Annotated in this window: 17 protein-coding genes; 9 read left to right on the top strand and 8 right to left on the bottom strand. The window is 74.4% G+C overall.

From position 1 onward, the window contains the following. The coding region (locus KIK08_RS32030; RefSeq protein ID WP_214407055.1) for a MinD/ParA family ATP-binding protein at nucleotides 1–1047 on the top strand (1047 nt) is incomplete at its 5' end. Nucleotides 1048–1175: 128 nt separating this feature from the next. On the opposite strand, the gene KIK08_RS32025 is transcribed toward KIK08_RS32030, so the two are convergent. Beyond that, nucleotides 1176–1391 carry a hypothetical protein gene (locus tag KIK08_RS32025; protein ID WP_214407054.1) on the bottom strand — a complete coding sequence of 72 codons (216 nt, stop codon included), beginning with the start codon at nucleotides 1389–1391 and terminating at the stop codon, nucleotides 1176–1178. A 70-nt stretch (nucleotides 1392–1461) separates the two neighbouring features. Then, nucleotides 1462–1686 carry a BldC family transcriptional regulator gene (locus tag KIK08_RS32020; RefSeq protein WP_214407053.1) on the bottom strand — a complete coding sequence of 75 codons (225 nt, stop codon included), beginning with the start codon at nucleotides 1684–1686 and terminating at the stop codon, nucleotides 1462–1464. 195 nt (nucleotides 1687–1881) lie between these two features. On the opposite strand from KIK08_RS32020, the gene KIK08_RS32015 reads away from it, so the two are divergent. After that, nucleotides 1882–2241: a DUF4229 domain-containing protein gene (locus KIK08_RS32015; RefSeq protein WP_214407052.1), complete on the top strand. Its 360-nt coding sequence runs from the start codon at nucleotides 1882–1884 to the stop codon at nucleotides 2239–2241. Here KIK08_RS32015 and KIK08_RS32010 read toward each other — a convergent pair. From KIK08_RS32010 to KIK08_RS32000, 3 genes are all read right to left on the bottom strand, one after another. Further along, a complete protein-coding gene (locus tag KIK08_RS32010; RefSeq protein WP_214407051.1) occupies nucleotides 2197–3078 on the bottom strand; it encodes a 1,4-dihydroxy-2-naphthoate polyprenyltransferase in 882 nt (293 codons plus the stop codon). The two genes, KIK08_RS32015 and KIK08_RS32010, sit on opposite strands and share 45 nt — an antisense overlap. A gap of 179 nt (nucleotides 3079–3257) precedes the next feature. Further along, a complete protein-coding gene (gene menE / locus KIK08_RS32005) occupies nucleotides 3258–4367 on the bottom strand; it encodes an o-succinylbenzoate--CoA ligase (RefSeq protein ID WP_214407050.1) in 1110 nt (369 codons plus the stop codon). Continuing rightward, nucleotides 4367–4516, bottom strand: coding sequence for a hypothetical protein (locus KIK08_RS32000; RefSeq protein WP_214407049.1), 150 nt, complete (start codon nucleotides 4514–4516; stop codon nucleotides 4367–4369). The genes menE and KIK08_RS32000 overlap by 1 nt, the downstream gene beginning before the upstream one ends. A 133-nt stretch (nucleotides 4517–4649) precedes the next feature. Here KIK08_RS32000 and KIK08_RS31995 point away from each other — a divergent pair, with 133 nt between their 5' ends. Continuing rightward, on the top strand, nucleotides 4650–5279 hold the full coding sequence (locus KIK08_RS31995; RefSeq protein WP_214407048.1) for a LysE family translocator: 630 nt from the start codon (nucleotides 4650–4652) through the stop codon (nucleotides 5277–5279). A 9-nt stretch (nucleotides 5280–5288) separates the two neighbouring features. Here the strand turns inward: KIK08_RS31995 and KIK08_RS31990 are convergent, their stop codons facing one another. Together KIK08_RS31990 and KIK08_RS31985 are read right to left on the bottom strand one after the other, a co-directional pair. Continuing rightward, nucleotides 5289–6197: a 1,4-dihydroxy-2-naphthoyl-CoA synthase gene (locus KIK08_RS31990; RefSeq protein WP_214407047.1), complete on the bottom strand. Its 909-nt coding sequence runs from the start codon at nucleotides 6195–6197 to the stop codon at nucleotides 5289–5291. A 19-nt stretch (nucleotides 6198–6216) separates the two neighbouring features. Then, on the bottom strand, nucleotides 6217–6744 hold the full coding sequence (locus KIK08_RS31985; RefSeq protein ID WP_214407046.1) for a DUF1360 domain-containing protein: 528 nt from the start codon (nucleotides 6742–6744) through the stop codon (nucleotides 6217–6219). A gap of 153 nt (nucleotides 6745–6897) precedes the next feature. On the opposite strand from KIK08_RS31985, the gene KIK08_RS31980 reads away from it, so the two are divergent. The 6 genes from KIK08_RS31980 (at nucleotide 6898) to KIK08_RS31955 (ending at nucleotide 14473) form a co-directional block, all read left to right on the top strand. Further along, complete coding sequence (locus KIK08_RS31980) at nucleotides 6898–8070, top strand: TerD family protein (RefSeq protein WP_214407045.1); 1173 nt, start codon at nucleotides 6898–6900, stop codon at nucleotides 8068–8070. 7 nt (nucleotides 8071–8077) lie between these two features. Next, nucleotides 8078–8770 (top strand): GntR family transcriptional regulator, encoded by a 693-nt coding sequence (locus KIK08_RS31975; RefSeq protein ID WP_214407044.1) that lies wholly within the window; start codon nucleotides 8078–8080, stop codon nucleotides 8768–8770. A gap of 123 nt (nucleotides 8771–8893) precedes the next feature. Beyond that, nucleotides 8894–9706, top strand: a complete 813-nt coding sequence (locus KIK08_RS31970; RefSeq protein WP_214407043.1) for an N-acyl homoserine lactonase family protein — start codon at nucleotides 8894–8896, stop codon at nucleotides 9704–9706. Next, entirely contained in the window at nucleotides 9703–10989 is a 1287-nt protein-coding gene (locus tag KIK08_RS31965; RefSeq protein ID WP_214407042.1) for a hydroxyacid-oxoacid transhydrogenase, read from the top strand. Before KIK08_RS31970 ends, KIK08_RS31965 begins: the two co-directional genes overlap by 4 nt. 2 nt (nucleotides 10990–10991) lie before the next feature. After that, nucleotides 10992–11465, top strand: coding sequence for an FmdB family zinc ribbon protein (locus KIK08_RS31960; RefSeq protein ID WP_214407041.1), 474 nt, complete (start codon nucleotides 10992–10994; stop codon nucleotides 11463–11465). 80 nt (nucleotides 11466–11545) lie between these two features. Continuing rightward, complete coding sequence (locus tag KIK08_RS31955) at nucleotides 11546–14473, top strand: FAD-binding and (Fe-S)-binding domain-containing protein (protein ID WP_214407040.1); 2928 nt, start codon at nucleotides 11546–11548, stop codon at nucleotides 14471–14473. 43 nt (nucleotides 14474–14516) lie between these two features. Here the strand turns inward: KIK08_RS31955 and KIK08_RS31950 are convergent. Further along, the coding region (locus tag KIK08_RS31950; protein WP_408004764.1) for a helix-turn-helix domain-containing protein at nucleotides 14517–14706 on the bottom strand (190 nt) is incomplete at its 5' end.

Below are 14706 nucleotides of genomic sequence, written 5' to 3'. Positions count from 1 at the left end.
GGCGAGCTGTTCGGCGGCCCCGACGCGGGCGGGCCGGCCACGCCGCCGCAGGGCGCGCGCTGGACCGACCCGGGCGCCATCGCCGCTCAGGAGGCCCAGCGGGCGCGCAGCGGCTCCCAGGCCGCCGACCCCGACCTCTCCTCCGCGCGCCTGCTGCGGGCCACCAAGCGGCCCCCGCAGTCGGGCTGGCGCCGGCTGGTCTACGTGCTGTCCGGGCGCCTCATCAACCCCGGCGAGAGCCCGTCCGACGTGCGCCGCCGCGAGCTCACCGCGCGGATCAACCAGCCGTTGCTGGGCTGCTACAAGATCGCGATGCTGAGCCTCAAGGGCGGCGTCGGCAAGACCACCATCACCGCGACGCTCGGGTCCACGTTCGCGTCGCTGCGCGGCGACCGGGTCGTCGCGGTCGACGCCAACCCCGACCGCGGCACCCTCAGCCAGAAGATCCCGCTGGAGACCAGCGCCACGGTGCGCCACCTGCTGCGCGACGCGCAGCGCGTGCGCCGCTACACCGACGTGCGCGCCTACACCTCGCAGGGGCCCTCGCGGCTGGAGGTGCTGGCCTCCGAGCAGGACCCGGCCGTCTCCGAGGCGTTCAGCGAGGACGACTACCGGCGCACCGTCACCCTACTGGAGCACTTCTACAACATCGTGCTCACCGACTGCGGCACCGGGCTGATGCACTCGGCGATGTACGGCGTGCTCGGCGTGGCCGACCAGCTCATCATCGTCTCGTCCGGCTCGATCGACGGCGCGCGCAGCGCCTCGGCCACGATGGACTGGCTCGACGCGCACGGCCACGGCGACCTCGTCCGCAACTCGGTCGCGGTGATCAACTGCGTGCACCGCTCGTCCGGCGGGGTCGACCTCGACCGGGTCGCGGAGCACTTCTCGGCGCGCTGCCGCTCGGTGGTGCGGATCCCGTTCGACGCGCACCTCGAGGAGGGCGCGGAGGTCGACCTCGACCGGTTGGAGCCGGCCACCCGGCTGGCGCTGCTGGAGCTGGCGGCGACGGTCGCCGATGTCTTCGAAGGCGTCCCCGCCTGAGGGTGGGGACGGCTCGCCGGGAACGGTCCCTGCGCGCGAGAACGCCTTCTACGCGCGACTACGGCCCGGCGCACCTGGTGGATGCGGCCGGACCGGTCGTCGACTGCTGGGTACCGCGGTGGTGACGGTCAGGCCGTCGGGTCGTCGCGCTTGCGGACCTTCTCGTCGAGCTGACGAAGGAACTCGGCGTCGTCGTCCGGTCCGCTGACGCGGGGGCGGGGCCGGGTGGGGCCGGTGTACTGGCGCCGGGGCGGCGGGGCGCCGTCCGGCTGGGCGGTGTTCATCGCCTTCCACAGCACCAGTGCGACCACCGCGGCACCGACGAACGCGATGAGGAACAACATCGGAACCACCTCCGACAGAAAGGTTAGCGGAGGCGGAGCAATGCCGGAGTGAAGTGTCGGCGAGCCGCCGTCACCCGTGGCTCGGCGGTGCGGTGGCCTCACTGGTGAGGTCGGCGAGCAGGTTCTTCACCTCGGACTCGCGGAAGCGGCGGTGCCCGCCCGGAGTGCGGATCGAGCCGATCCGGCCGGCCGACGCCCAGCGGGTGACGGTCTTGGGGTCGACGCGGAAGAGGGTGGCGACCTCGCCCGGGGTGAGCAGGCGCTCGGTGCTCCCGGTGTGCGTAGTCACTGTCATTCGGACCTCCACGACCTGTGTCCAACGACCGGGGTCCGGGGACCTCGGATGTTCCGGGCCATCGTGACACCCGGGACCTCAGGTACTCGAACGGTTGTCCGGAGGTAAAGGGCTCTTAAAGGACGAACCGGACAAGTGGTCGAGGCGTCCCGGCCAGGTCGGCGGGCCGCCCGGAGGCCGCCGTACCCTCGGGGCATGGCCACGTCACCCGCGCCGACACGCCCCGGGCTGGGGCCGACCGTCGCCCTGTACGCGCTCGCCCGGCTGGCGCTGCTGGCCGTGATCGCGCTGGTCCTGGTGCTGGCCGGGGTACCGGTGCTGGTCGCCGTGCTGGTCGCGCTGGTCGTCGCGCTGCCGCTGTCGATGGTCCTGTTCCGCGGCCTGCGGGCCCGCCTCGACGAGGCGCTCACCGTCGCGCGGGAGCGCCGGTCGGTCGAACGCGAGGCCCTGCGCGCGCGGCTGCGCGGCGACGAACCCCACACGACCGTCAAGGCCGACCCCGAGCCAGCCTCAGCCGAAGCGACCCCAGACCAGCCCGACCGCGGTCAGGACTGACCACCCCAGCAGCAGCACCCCGGTCCGGCCCAGCACCGCCACGAGCGCCCGGCCCTGCGCCCCGCCCAGCACCGATCGCACCGGCGCGACCGCCAGCGGCAGCGCCGCCAGCGCGACCAGCATCGGCCAACTGCGCAGCCCGATCGCCACGCTGAGCACGAACGGCGCCAGCGCGAGCGCCGCGTAGAGCCGGCGGGTGTCGGTGTCGCCGAGCAGCACCGCCAGCGTCCGCTTGCCGGCCGCGGTGTCGGTGGGGATGTCGCGCAGGTTGTTGGCCACCAGCACGGCGCAGGTCAGCATCCCGACCGCGACCGCGGACACCACCGCGGGCGCCCCCGGCGCCCCGCTCTGGGTGAGCACGGTGCCCAGCACCGCCACCGGCCCGAAGAACAGGAACACCGCGACCTCGCCGAGCCCGGCGTAGCCGTAGGGCCGCCGCCCCCCGGTGTAGAACCAGGCCCCGGCGATGCAGACCGCGCCGACCGCGATCATCCACCACTGCTCGCTCAGCGCCACCAGGGTGATCCCGGCGAGCGCGGAGACGCCGAAGCAGGCGAACGCCGCCGTGCGCACCGCCTCCGGCGACGCCGCCTTCGACCCGACCAGCCGCATCGGCCCGACCCGCTCGTCGTCGGTCCCGCGGATGCCGTCGGAGTAGTCGTTCGCGAAGTTCACCCCGATCACCAGCGACACCGCGACGAGGAGCGCCAGCGCGGCGTTGACCGGGGCCACCACCCCGTCGCCGAGCGCCGCGCCGGTGCCCACCAGGACGGGGGAGACGGCGGTCGGGAGGGTACGCGGACGGGCCCCCTGGACCCACTGCGCCGGAGTGGCCACGGGACAACGCTATCGCCCCCGCCCCTCCCACCCCCGTGACCTCCGTCGAGCCGCTCGCCGGCCCGCCGGACCGGACGAAACGCCGCGCCAGGCCGGACGAAGCGCGCTCGTCCGACGACGATCTCCCCCGGCGCGGCCACGCTCAGCGGCCGGGTTGCGGCGGTCCCGGCGCCCGGCCGTCACGGGGAGAGGAGGGCGGTGACGGCGGCGCGGTCGGGCTTGCCGATCCCGCGCAGCGGCAGGTCGGGCACGACCCGCAGCACGCGGGGCACCGCGGCCCGGCCCAGCTCGGCGCGCACGGCGTCGCGCCAGCCCCGCTCGGCCGCCTCGGCGCCCGGGTCGAGCTGCACCGCCGCCCCGACGACCTGCCCCCACTCCGGGTCGGGCACCCCCACCACGCACGCCGCCCGCACACCCGGCTGCGCCGCGAGCACCCGCTCGACCGCCGCCGGGGCCACCTTCTCCGCGCCCGTGTTGATGACGTCGTCGGCCCGCCCGAGCACCTCCAGGCGCCCGTCGCGCCACCGGCCGAGGTCGCCGGTGCGGAACCGGCCGCCGGTGAACGCGGGGTCGTCCGGGCGGCCCAGGTAGCCGGTGGCCAGGGTGGCCCCGCCGAGCAGGATGCGGCCGTCGTCGGCGAGGTCGACGTCGACGCCGTCGAGCGGGACGCCGTCGTAGACGCAGCCGCCGGCCGTCTCCGACATGCCGTACGTCGTGACGATGCGGACGTCCGCGGCCAGCGCCCGGTCGCGGAGGCGGGCGTCGAGGGCGGCCCCGCCGACCAGGATCGCGGTGTAGCTGCGGAGGGCGTCGAGGGCGGCGCCGCCGGCGTCGAGCAGGCGGGCGAGCTGGGTGGGCACCAGGCTGGTGCAGCGCGCCCCGGCGCCGAGGCCGGCGGTCGCCGCGGCGAAGTCGTCGGCCCGGAAGCCGTCGCGCAGGTCCTGCACCCGCGGCGGCGCCCCCGCCACCAGCGCCCGCACCACGACCTGGACGCCCGCGACGTGCTCGGCGGGCAGGGCCAGCAGCCAGCGCGCCGGACCGCCGAGGCGGCGCTCGGTGGCTCGGGCGGACGCCGTCAGGGCCGTGGTGGACAGCACGACCAGCTTCGGGACGCCGGTGGAGCCGGAGGTGGCGATGACGACCGCGGTGCCGGGCGGGGGATCGGCCGTCGGAGCGGGTACGGGAGCGGGCCCGACGGGGAGGACGGGGTCGCCGCCGGCGAGGGCGTCGCGGAGGGCGTCGACGAGGCGGGCGGTGGCCTCGGGGGAGCCGTCCACCGGCAGGCGCATCACGGTCGCCCCCAGGCAGCCCGGGATGCCCGCCGCTTCTCCGGGTCGATGGCCCGTCGCTCGGCGCGGTCGGTCGGGTCGGGGTGGGCGTGCGGGCCGGTGGGGAACACCCACGGGGTGACCGAGCCCGGCTCCGTGATCGCCGGCATCGTCGAGGGCACTCCTGACATCGGGCGGTGGCGGTACTCGATCAATAGTGCTCCCAACGGGGCGGCGGCCCCAGCCGGGAGCTGACCGGGAAATCCGGGGCGCCCGGCCGGTCCCGGGTGCCAGGGTGCGGGGGTGGACCTGCTCGCGATCCTGCCGGCGTTCCTGCTCGCCGTCCTGCTGATCTCCGCCAGCCCCGGCCCGGCGATGGCGCTCATCCTGCGCCGTGCCGCGCTCCGCGGCACCCGCGCCGCCGTCCCCACGGTCCTCGGCCTCGAGGCCGGGCTCTACCTGTGGGCCCTGGCCGCGGGCGCCGGGCTGGCGGCGCTGGTGGCGGCGTCGGAGACGGCGTACACCGTGCTGCGGGTGGTCGGGGCCGCGGTGCTGCTGTGGTTGGGGCTGCGGGCATGGTGGGCGGCCTGGAGGGACGGCGGGCGGGCGGCGCCGGAGCCGTCGCGGCGGCACTCGGCGCGCGGGGCGTTCGTCGAGGGGCTGGTCGTGCAGCTGGCCAACCCGAAGGCCGCCGTGTTCATGTTCGCGTTCTACCCGCAGTTCGTGCCGCGGGACGGCCCCGTGCTCGCCTGGACGGCCGGGCTGGCCGCGCTGCAGGTCGTCGTGGAGACGGGGCTGTACCTGGGGTTCGCCGCGGCGGTCGGGCGGGCGTCGGGGTGGTTCCGCCGCCCGCGGGTGCGCAGGCGGCTGGAGGCGGTCAGCGGGACGGTGCTGGTCGGCCTCGGCCTGCGGGTCGCGGCCACGACCCGCTGACCCACCCGGTCAGTAGTGCCAGGGGTAGGCGGTCCAGTCGGGGGCGCGCTTCTCCAGGAACGCGTCGCGGCCCTCCACCGCCTCGTCGGTCATGTACGCCAGCCGGGTCGCCTCCCCGGCGAACAGCTGCTGCCCGACCAGCCCGTCGTCGAGCAGGTTGAACGCGTACTTGAGCATCCGCTGGGCGGTCGGCGACTTGCCGTTGATCTCCCGGGCCCAGTCCAGGGCCACCCGCTCCAGGTCGGCGTGCGGGACGACCTCGTTGACCGCGCCCATCCGGTGCATCTGCTCGGCGGTGTACTCGCGGCCCAGGAAGAAGATCTCCCGGGCGAACTTCTGGCCGACCTGGCGGGCCAGGTAGGCCGAGCCGTAGCCGCCGTCGAACGAGCCGACGTCGGCGTCGGTCTGCTTGAACCGGGCGTGCTCGGCGCTGGCCAGCGTGAGGTCGGCGGTGACGTGCAGGGAGTGGCCGCCGCCGGCCGCCCAGCCCGGCACCACCGCGATGACGACCTTGGGCATGAACCGGATGAGGCGCTGGCACTCCAGGATGTGCAGGCGCCCGGCCCGGGCCGGGTCGACGGTCTCGGCGGTGTCGCCGGAGGCGTACTGGTAGCCGGTGCGGCCGCGGATGCGCTGGTCGCCGCCGGAGCAGAAGGCCCAGCCGCCGTCCTTGGGGGAGGGGCCGTTGCCGGTGAGCAGCACGCAGCCGACGTCGGGGGTCTGGCGGGCGTGGTCGAGCGCGCGGTACAGCTCGTCGACGGTGCCGGGGCGGAACGCGTTGCGCACCTCGGGCCGGTCGAACGCGATCCGCACGGCGCCGGTGTCGACCGCGCGGTGGTAGGTGATGTCGGCGAAGTCGAAGCCCTCGACGACCCGCCACGCCGAGGGGTCGAAGAGCTCGGATACCTGGTCGGCCACGCCGCCACCCTACGGACGGTCAGCCGGCCGACCGCTGGGTCGTCGCGTAGGCGAGCTGCAGGAAGTCGGCGCCGGTGAGCGCGGTCAGGGTGGCGGCGACCAGGCGGGTGGCGCGCGGGGCGAACACGAAGCCGATGCCGAACCCGGTGGCGATCCAGACGTCGAGGCAGAACGGGCAGGTCAGGAGCTCGCCGATGGAGTGGCGCAGGCCGCCGGCCGCGCGGACCTCCTCCATCACCTCGGCCGGCCCGCCGTTCCCGGTGTAGCGGGTGAAGGGCGCGCGCAGCGGGGCGGTGACGGAGTCCTTGCTGATCGTGCGGGACAGCTTGTGGGTGCCGGCGGCGAGCATCGCCACGTCCCAGGGGCCGATCGTGGCGGGGAGCCGCCGGCCGGTCAGCCCGCCGAGGCCGGCCGCGCCGGCGACGAGCGCCGCGAAGACCGACATCACGAGCACGTAGCCGCCCAGCGGCCGGTCGGCGCCGTCGCGGTGGGCGTCGGCCGCCGCCGCGGCCCTGGCCGTGACGCCGTTGGTCAGGTGTGGGGTCATCCGATCTCCTTCATCGGCGGTCCGGTACCCCCGCCGCGCTGCCCCATGCGCGCCCCGCCGGATCCACCCGCCGGGCACCCGACCACGGCCGCTCGGCCGTCGCGGTGCGACGACCTGCGCCATCCGGGCCCGCCGCCTGGCAGGATCACCGCCGTGCAGAGCCTCGCCAAGGGCGCCAACGCCCCGCTGCCCGCCGGTCCGGTCGCCGTGCGGGTGCGCGCCGCCGCCCCGGTCGACATCTCCGCGCTGCTGCTCACCGCGGCCGGCAGCGTGCGCAGCGACGACGACTTCGTCTTCTACAACCAGCCGTCGGCGCCGGGCGTGCGCTACCGGGAGGACGGCGTCGACGTCGACCCGGGCGCCGTCGAGGCCGAGATCGAGAAGGTCACCGTCACGGCCAGCCTCGACGGCCGCGGCCCGGCGACCTTCGGCGCGCTGGGCGGGCTGCGGATGGACGTGGCGGTGGGCGGAACGCCGGTGGTCTCCTTCGAGCCCGACGGCCTGAGCACCGAGACGGCGCTGCTGTGCGTGGACATCTACCGCCGTGGCGGCGAGTGGAAGGTGCGCGCGGTCGGGCAGGGCTACTCCAGCGGGTTGGGCGGGATCGCCAAGGACTTCGGCATCTCCGTCGCGGACGACACCCCGGAGCCCGCCCCGCCGCCGGCGCCCGCGCCGGCCCCCGCCGCACCGCGCCAGGCCGCCCCGCCCGCGCCTTCCGCGACCGGCGGCAAGCTCGACCTGAGCAAGGGCAAGGTCTCGCTGGCCAAGCGGCAGACCGTCTCGCTGACCAAGGGCGCCGGCACCCCGCCGCTGCGCCGGGTCGCGATGGGCCTGGGCTGGGACCCGGCCCACCACGGCCGCAACGTCGACCTGGACGCCTCGGCGATCATCATCGGGGCCCGCGGCAAGAAGGTCGACTCGGTCTGGTTCATGAGCCAGAACGCCTGTCGCGGGGCGGTGCGGCACTCCGGCGACAACCTGACCGGCCACGGCGGCGGCGACGACGAGACCATCACCGTCGAGCTGGAGCAGCTGCCCCCGGACGTCACCGCGATCGTGTTCACGGTCAACTCGTTCCAGGGCCAGAAGTTCACCGACGTGCGCAGCGCGTACTGCCGGCTGCTCGACCTCGACACCGGGGCCGAGCTCGTCCGCTTCGACATCACCGAGTCGGCGCCGCGCACCGGCGTGGTGATGAGCGTGGTCAAGCGGAACGGGGCGGTCTGGGAGATGACGGCCATCGGCGAGTTCGAGGACGGGCGCACCGTCCGCTCGATGTACAAGGTCGCCGAGCGGATCGTCGGCGGGTTGGCGTCGGGCTGGTAGCACCGCGGTGGATGCGCTGGGGCAGACGACGACGGTCAACGCGAGGGTGCTCGACGCCCTGCGGGCCGCCGTCGTCAGCGGCGAGCTGGCGCCGGGCACCCTGCACTCGGTGCAGGCGCTGGCCACCCAGCTCGGCGTGTCCCGCACCCCGGTCCGCGAGGCGCTGATCAAGCTGGCCCAGCAGGGCATGGTGCGCTTCGAGCGCAACCGCGGCGTGCGGGTGCTGCAGACCTCGGTGCACGACCTGGAGGAGGTCTTCGCGCTGCGGCTGCTGCTGGAGGTGCCGGCCACCCGCCGGGCCACCCAGCTGCTCGACGACGCGGGCCGCCGGGAGCTGCGCAAGCTGTTCCGGCAGATGCAGCGGGCCGCCGAGGCCGACGACGAGTTCCGGCTGTGGCAGTACGACCGGCGCTTCCACCAGGCGCTGATCACCGCGTCCGGCAACACCCGGCTGGCGTCCTACGTGGACTCGCTGCGCGACACCGTGCTGCGCCAGGGGGTGTCCACGGCCGGCTCGTCGCGTTCGCTGGCCGACATCGTCGCCGAGCACGAGGGCATCCTCGACCGGGTGGAGGCCGGCGACGCGGACGGCGCCGCGGCGGCGATGCGCCGCCACGTCCGGCACACCGCGGAGCTGCTGCTCGCCCAGGAGGGCGGCGAGGTGGGCACCTCGCTGGACTGGACCTGCCCGGGCCCCTGACCGACGGGGTGGGACCTGGTCGAGCGGGTGGGCGCCGCGTTGACGAGTGGAGTGCTACATGCCACCGTGACTCGATCTCCGGCCCGCGGCTCGCGAAGCCCCTCCACCGTCGAAGGGAACTCCATGGCCACTGCGAACAAGGTCACCATCCTGCCCTGCGGGGCGATGACCGCCGACCTCACCTGGCTGCTGCTCAAGCCCGGCAGGTCGATCACCGACCGCAGCTCGAAGAACAACCCCGCGCCCTGGGTCGACGTGCCCACGCACTGCGTGCTCGTGGAGACCGACGAGGGCCGCATCCTGTGGGACACCAGCTGCCCGCGCGACTGGGAGGACCGCTGGGGGCCGACCGGGCTGCAGGAGTTCTTCCCCTACGACAAGGTCAGCGACTCGGAGTACCTCGACTCGCGGCTCAACCAGGTGGGCGTGGGCCTCGACCAGATCGACAAGGTCATCCTGTCGCACCTGCACTTCGACCACGCCGGCAACGCGAACATGTTCAAGGGCACGAACGCGACGCTGGTCTGCCACGAGAAGGAGCGCGACTTCGCGTTCGGCTTCGAGGGCCTGTTCACCGGGGCCCACCTGAAGACCGACTACGAGGAGCTGACCTTCGAGACGGTCTCCGGCGACACCGAGATCGCTCCCGGCGTCACGCTGATCGAGACGCCCGGCCACACCGTCGGCACCATGTCGATGCGCGTCGACCTGCCCGACACCGGCACCATGATCTTCACCTCGGACGCCGTCTACATGGGCGAGAGCTGGGGCCCGCCGGCCGTGCCCGCGGCGATCGTGAACAACCTGGAGGACTTCTACTCCTCGGTGGAGAAGCTGCGCGGCATCCAGGAGCAGACCGGCGCCACCATGGTGTTCGGCCACGACGCCGACCAGATCCACCAGCTGCGCGTGGCACCGGAGGGCTCCTACACATGACCGGCGTTGACCTCACCGAGGAGACGATCTTCACCTGGGGCGCGCCGCCGTTGAAGTTCGGCGCAGGCGCCTCCGACGAGGTCGGCTTCGAGCTGAGCCAGTACGGCGTCAAGCGGGTGCTGATCGTCACCGACCCGGGGATCAGCGCCATCGGCGCCCCCCAGCGCATCGCCGACAACCTGAGGCGCTACGAGATCGACTCGGAGATCTTCGACGGCGTGCACGTCGAGCCGACCGACGACTCGATGAACAAGGCCACCGAGTACGCGCGCGTGCAGGGCCCGTGGGACGGGTTCGTCGCCGTCGGCGGCGGCTCGGCGATCGACACGGCCAAGGCGATCAACCTGCTGACCAGCCACCCCGGCGAGCTGATGGACTACATCAACAAGCCGATCGGGAGCGCGAAGGTGCCGCCCGGCCAGCTCAAGCCGCTGATCGCGGTGCCGACCACGGCCGGGACGGGCTCGGAGTCCACCGCGATGTGCGTGCTGGACATCCTGTCGATGAAGGTCAAGACCGGGATCAGCCACTGGCGGCTGCGCCCGACGCTGGCCGTCATCGACCCGCTGCTGACGCTGTCGCTGCCCGCCGGGGTCACCGCGGCGTCCGGGATGGACATCGTCTGCCACGCGGTCGAGTCCTACACCGCGCGCTACTACACGACGTTCGACCGCAAGAAGCCCGAGGAGCGGGTCACCTACTGCGGCTCGAACCCGGTGTCGGACCTGTGGTGCGAGAAGGCGATGAACCTCATCGCGCAGTCGTTCCGCACGGCGGTGCACGAGGGCGACAACCTCGAGGCCCGGTCGAACATGATGATGGCCGCGACGTTCGCCGGGATGGGCTTCGGCAACTCCGGCGTGCACATCCCGCACGCCAACGCCTACCCGATCGCCGGCATGGTCAAGGACTACCGGCCGGCGGACTACCCGCAGGACGAGCCGATGGTGCCGCACGGCGAGTCCGTGTCGCTGACGGCGCCGGAGGCGTTCCGGTTCTCCTTCGAGAGCGCCCCCGAACGGCACCTGCGGGCGGCCGAGCTGATGGACCCGCGCGCCGACAAGGTCGACGACCCGCGCGAGCAGCTGCCGTCGGTGCTGGTGTCGTTGATGCGCGACATCGGCATCCCGAACGGGATCGGCGGCGTCGGCTACACCGAGGCCGACGTCCCCGACCTCGTGCCGGGGACGATGAAGCAGCAGCGGCTGCTCGCGACCTGCCCGAAGACGCCCACCGAGGACGACATCGCCGACATCCTCACCAAGTCCGTCGAGAACTGGTAGCCGTGCCGATCTACGTCTACCGCTGCGGGTGCGGGCTGCGCTTCGAGCAGCTCGCCCCGTTCGACGCTGCCGCGCCCGCCTGCCCGGAGTGCGGAGGGGAGACCCGGAAGATCCCCGCCGGGTTCAGCCTGGGCGGGCGGGCCGACGCCGGGCTGAGCAAGGAGCAGATGCCGCAGACCTGGAAGGGCACCTACGCGGGCGACCGGGAGTACACGGCCGGGCTGCAGCGGCAGTGGGAGCGCCGGCAGAAGCTGGAGGCCAAGCACCCCGAGCTGGCCGGCGACCAGCGCCCGATCATCGCCCACGAGGGCCGCTACCACGGGGCCCCGCTGCGCGCGGGCGACCCGGTGATCGGTGGCGGGGCCGGTCACGGGCACGGCCACGGCCACGGGCACGGCCACGGGCACGCCGACAAGCCCGCCGCGAAGAAGCCGGAGACCCCGGCCCCGAAGAAGGACAGCGGAGGCACGACCTGAGCGACCACCCGAGCGCCCTGCGACACGACCTCGCCGCGGCCGTCCGCGGCGAGGTCCGGTTCGACACCGCGACCAGGGCCATGTACTCCGCCGACGCCTCGAACTACCGCCGGGTCCCGATCGGCGTGGTCGCACCGGTCGACGAGGAGGACGTCGCCACCGCCGTCGCCGTCTGCCACGCCCACGACGTGCCGCTGATGCCGCGCGGCGCCGGCACGTCGATCGGCGGGCAGGCGGTCAACACGGCCGTCGTGCTCGACTTCAGCCGGCACATGACCTCGATCCTGGAGATCGACCCGCAGGCCCGCACCGCGCGCGTCCAGCCCGGGGTCGTGCTCGACCGGCTGCGGGCCGCGGCCCAGCCGCACGGGCTGACCTTCGGCCCCGACCCGTCGACGCACAACCGCTGCACGCTCGGCGGGATGATCGGCAACAACGCCTGCGGCTCGCACTCGGTGGCCTGGGGCAAGACCGTCGACAACGTGCACGCCCTCGACGTGCTCACCTACCGCGGCGAGCGGCTCTCGCTCGGCGCGGGCGAGGCCACCGGCCGCATCCCCACCGCGCTGCGCGAGCTGGGCGAGCGCTACGCCGAGACCGTCCGCACCTCGTTCCCCGACCTCACCCGCCGCGTGTCCGGCTACAACCTCGACCAGCTCCTCCCGGAGAACGGGTTCGACCTGGCCAAGGCGCTGGTCGGCACCGAGGGCACCTGCGCGACGATGCTGTCGGCCACCGTGCGGCTCGTCGAGTCGCCGCCCGTGCGGGCGCTGGCCGTGCTCGGCTTCCCCGACGCCTACCTCGCCGCCGACCACGTCATGACCGTGCGCGAGCTGAACCCGCTGACCATCGAGGGCATGGACGCCGGGCTCATCGCCGCGCTGCGCGCCTCCCGCCCGGGCGAGACGGCGTCGCGGATGCTGCCCGAGGGCGCCGGCTGGCTCTACGTCGAGACCGGCGGCGCCACCCGCGCCGAGGCCGTCGCCGCCGCGGAGGCCGTCGTCACCGCGATGAAGCCGTACGGGCCGAGCAGCCTCGTGGTCGGCGAGCCCGCGCAGATGCGGGCGCTGTGGCGCATCCGCGAGGACGGCGCCGGCATCGTCACCCGCGGCCCGGGCGGCTCGGAGGCCTACCCCGGCTGGGAGGACGCCGCCGTCCCGCCCGAGCGGTTCGGCGCCTACCTGCGCGAGTTCGACGCGCTGCTGGCCCGGCACGGCCGCCGCGGCGCCTACTACGGCCACTTCGGCGACGGCTGCCTGCACGTCCGCCTCGACTTCGACCTGCTGACGACCGCGGGCGTCGCCGCCTTCCGGACGTTCATGGAGGACGCCGCCGACCTGGCCGTCGCGCACGGCGGCTCGCTGTCGGGCGAGCACGGCGACGGCGTCGCCCGCGCCGAGCTGCTGCCCCGGATGTACCCGCCGCAGGTCATCCGGGCGTTCGAGGAGTTCAAGGCCGTCTGGGACCCCGACGACCGGATGAACCCCGAGCGCGTCGTGCGCCCGGCCAAGCTCGACGACGACCTGCGGGTGTTCGTCGGCATGCCGACCCTGCGCGACGAGCCGGTGCTCGCCTTCGCCCACGACCGCGGCTCGTTCACCCGCGCCACCCGCCGCTGCCTCGGCGTCGGCAAGTGCATCACCGCGACCGGCGGGGTCATGTGCCCCAGCTACCGGGTCACCGGCGAGGAGATGCACTCCACCCGCGGGCGGGCCCGGCTGCTGTTCGAGATGGCCTCCGGCGACGTGATCACCGGCGGGTGGGACTCGCCGGAGGTGGGCGAGGCGCTCGACCTGTGCCTGTCGTGCAAGGGCTGCAAGAGCGACTGCCCGGTCGGCGTCGACATGGCCTCGTACAAGACCGAGTACCTGGCCCAGCGCTACAAGGGCAAGGTGCGCCCGCCGTCGCACTACTCGATGGGCGCGCTGCCCCGCTGGATGCGCGTCGTCGGGCGCCTCCCGGCCGGCGCGGTCCGGGCCCTCAACGCGGCCGCCCGCACGCCGCTCGCGGCGGTCGCCAAGCGCGTCGGCGGCATCGACCCCCGGCGCTCGATCCCGCCCATCGCCCCCACCCCCTTCACCCGCTCCCCCTCCTCCCGCCCCCTCTCCTCCCGCCCCCTCGCCGCCCTGCTCCCCGCCGCCCGCCGCCTCCGCCTCCGCCTGGGGTTCAGGAAAGCCACGATGCTGCCCTCAGAGGGCAGGAACGTGGCTTTCCTGAACCGGGGGAGGGGGGCGGCCCGCTCCGCGGCGGGGACGCGGGGGCGGGGGCGGGGGCGGGTGCTGCTGTGGCCCGACACGTTCACCAACCACTTCGACCCCGCCGTCGCCGCCGACGCCGTCGCGGTCCTGGAGAGCCTCGGTTACGCCGTCGAGCTCCCGCCCCGCGACGTCTGCTGCGGGCTCACCTGGACATCCACCGGCCAGGTCGACGCCGCCCGCAAGGTGCTGCGGCGCAGCCTGCGCACGATCGAGCCGTGGCTGGCGGCGGGGGTGCCGGTCGTCGGGCTGGAGCCGTCGTGCACGGCGGCCCTGCGCTCCGACGCCGGTGAGCTGCTGCCCGACGAGCCGCTGGTCGGGCTGCTGCCTGCGGGCGTGCGGACGTTCGCCGAGCTGCTCGCCGACCACGTCGACGAGCTGCGCGGCGCGGTGCTCTCGCCCGGGCAGAAGGCGCTCGTGCAGGTGCACTGCCACCAGCACGCCGAGCTGGGCACCGACGCCGACAAGGCGGTGATGGCCGCCTTGGGCATCGACGCCGAGGTGCTCGACTCCGGCTGCTGCGGGCTGGCCGGCAACTTCGGGTTCGAGAAGGGCCACTACGAGGTGTCGATGGCGTGCGCGGAGCGGGTGCTGCTGCCCGCCGTGCGGGCCGCAGCGCCCGACGTCGAGGTGTTGGCCGACGGGTTCAGCTGCCGCACGCAGCTGCGCCAGGCCGGCACCCGGGAGCCGGTGCACCTGGCCACCCTGGCCGCCCGCGCCCTGGGGCTCCCGTCGAGAACGAACCTGTCGTGATCAACAAGGCTGTTCGATCACGATAACGTCGTTCTCGACGGGGTCAGAGTTCGTGCAGGAGGCCGAGGGTGCTCTGCATGGGCAGCAGGCCCGACTGCACGATGGCGCCGACCGCGGGGCCCAGCAGCTCGGCGAGGCGGCCGGCGCGCGGGCCGAGGGCCCGCCACGGGGCCGCGGCGAGCGCGTCGGTCTGCCGCTCGACGCCGCGCCTGCCCTCCCGGCCGAGCTCGGTC

Origin of the sequence: Pseudonocardia lacus, assembly GCF_018531445.1 — a bacterium.
In the GTDB taxonomy this organism is placed as follows: domain Bacteria; phylum Actinomycetota; class Actinomycetes; order Mycobacteriales; family Pseudonocardiaceae; genus Pseudonocardia; species Pseudonocardia lacus.
Note: the sequence above shows the minus strand (reverse complement) of the source record. Positions and strands in the feature narration are given on the sequence as shown.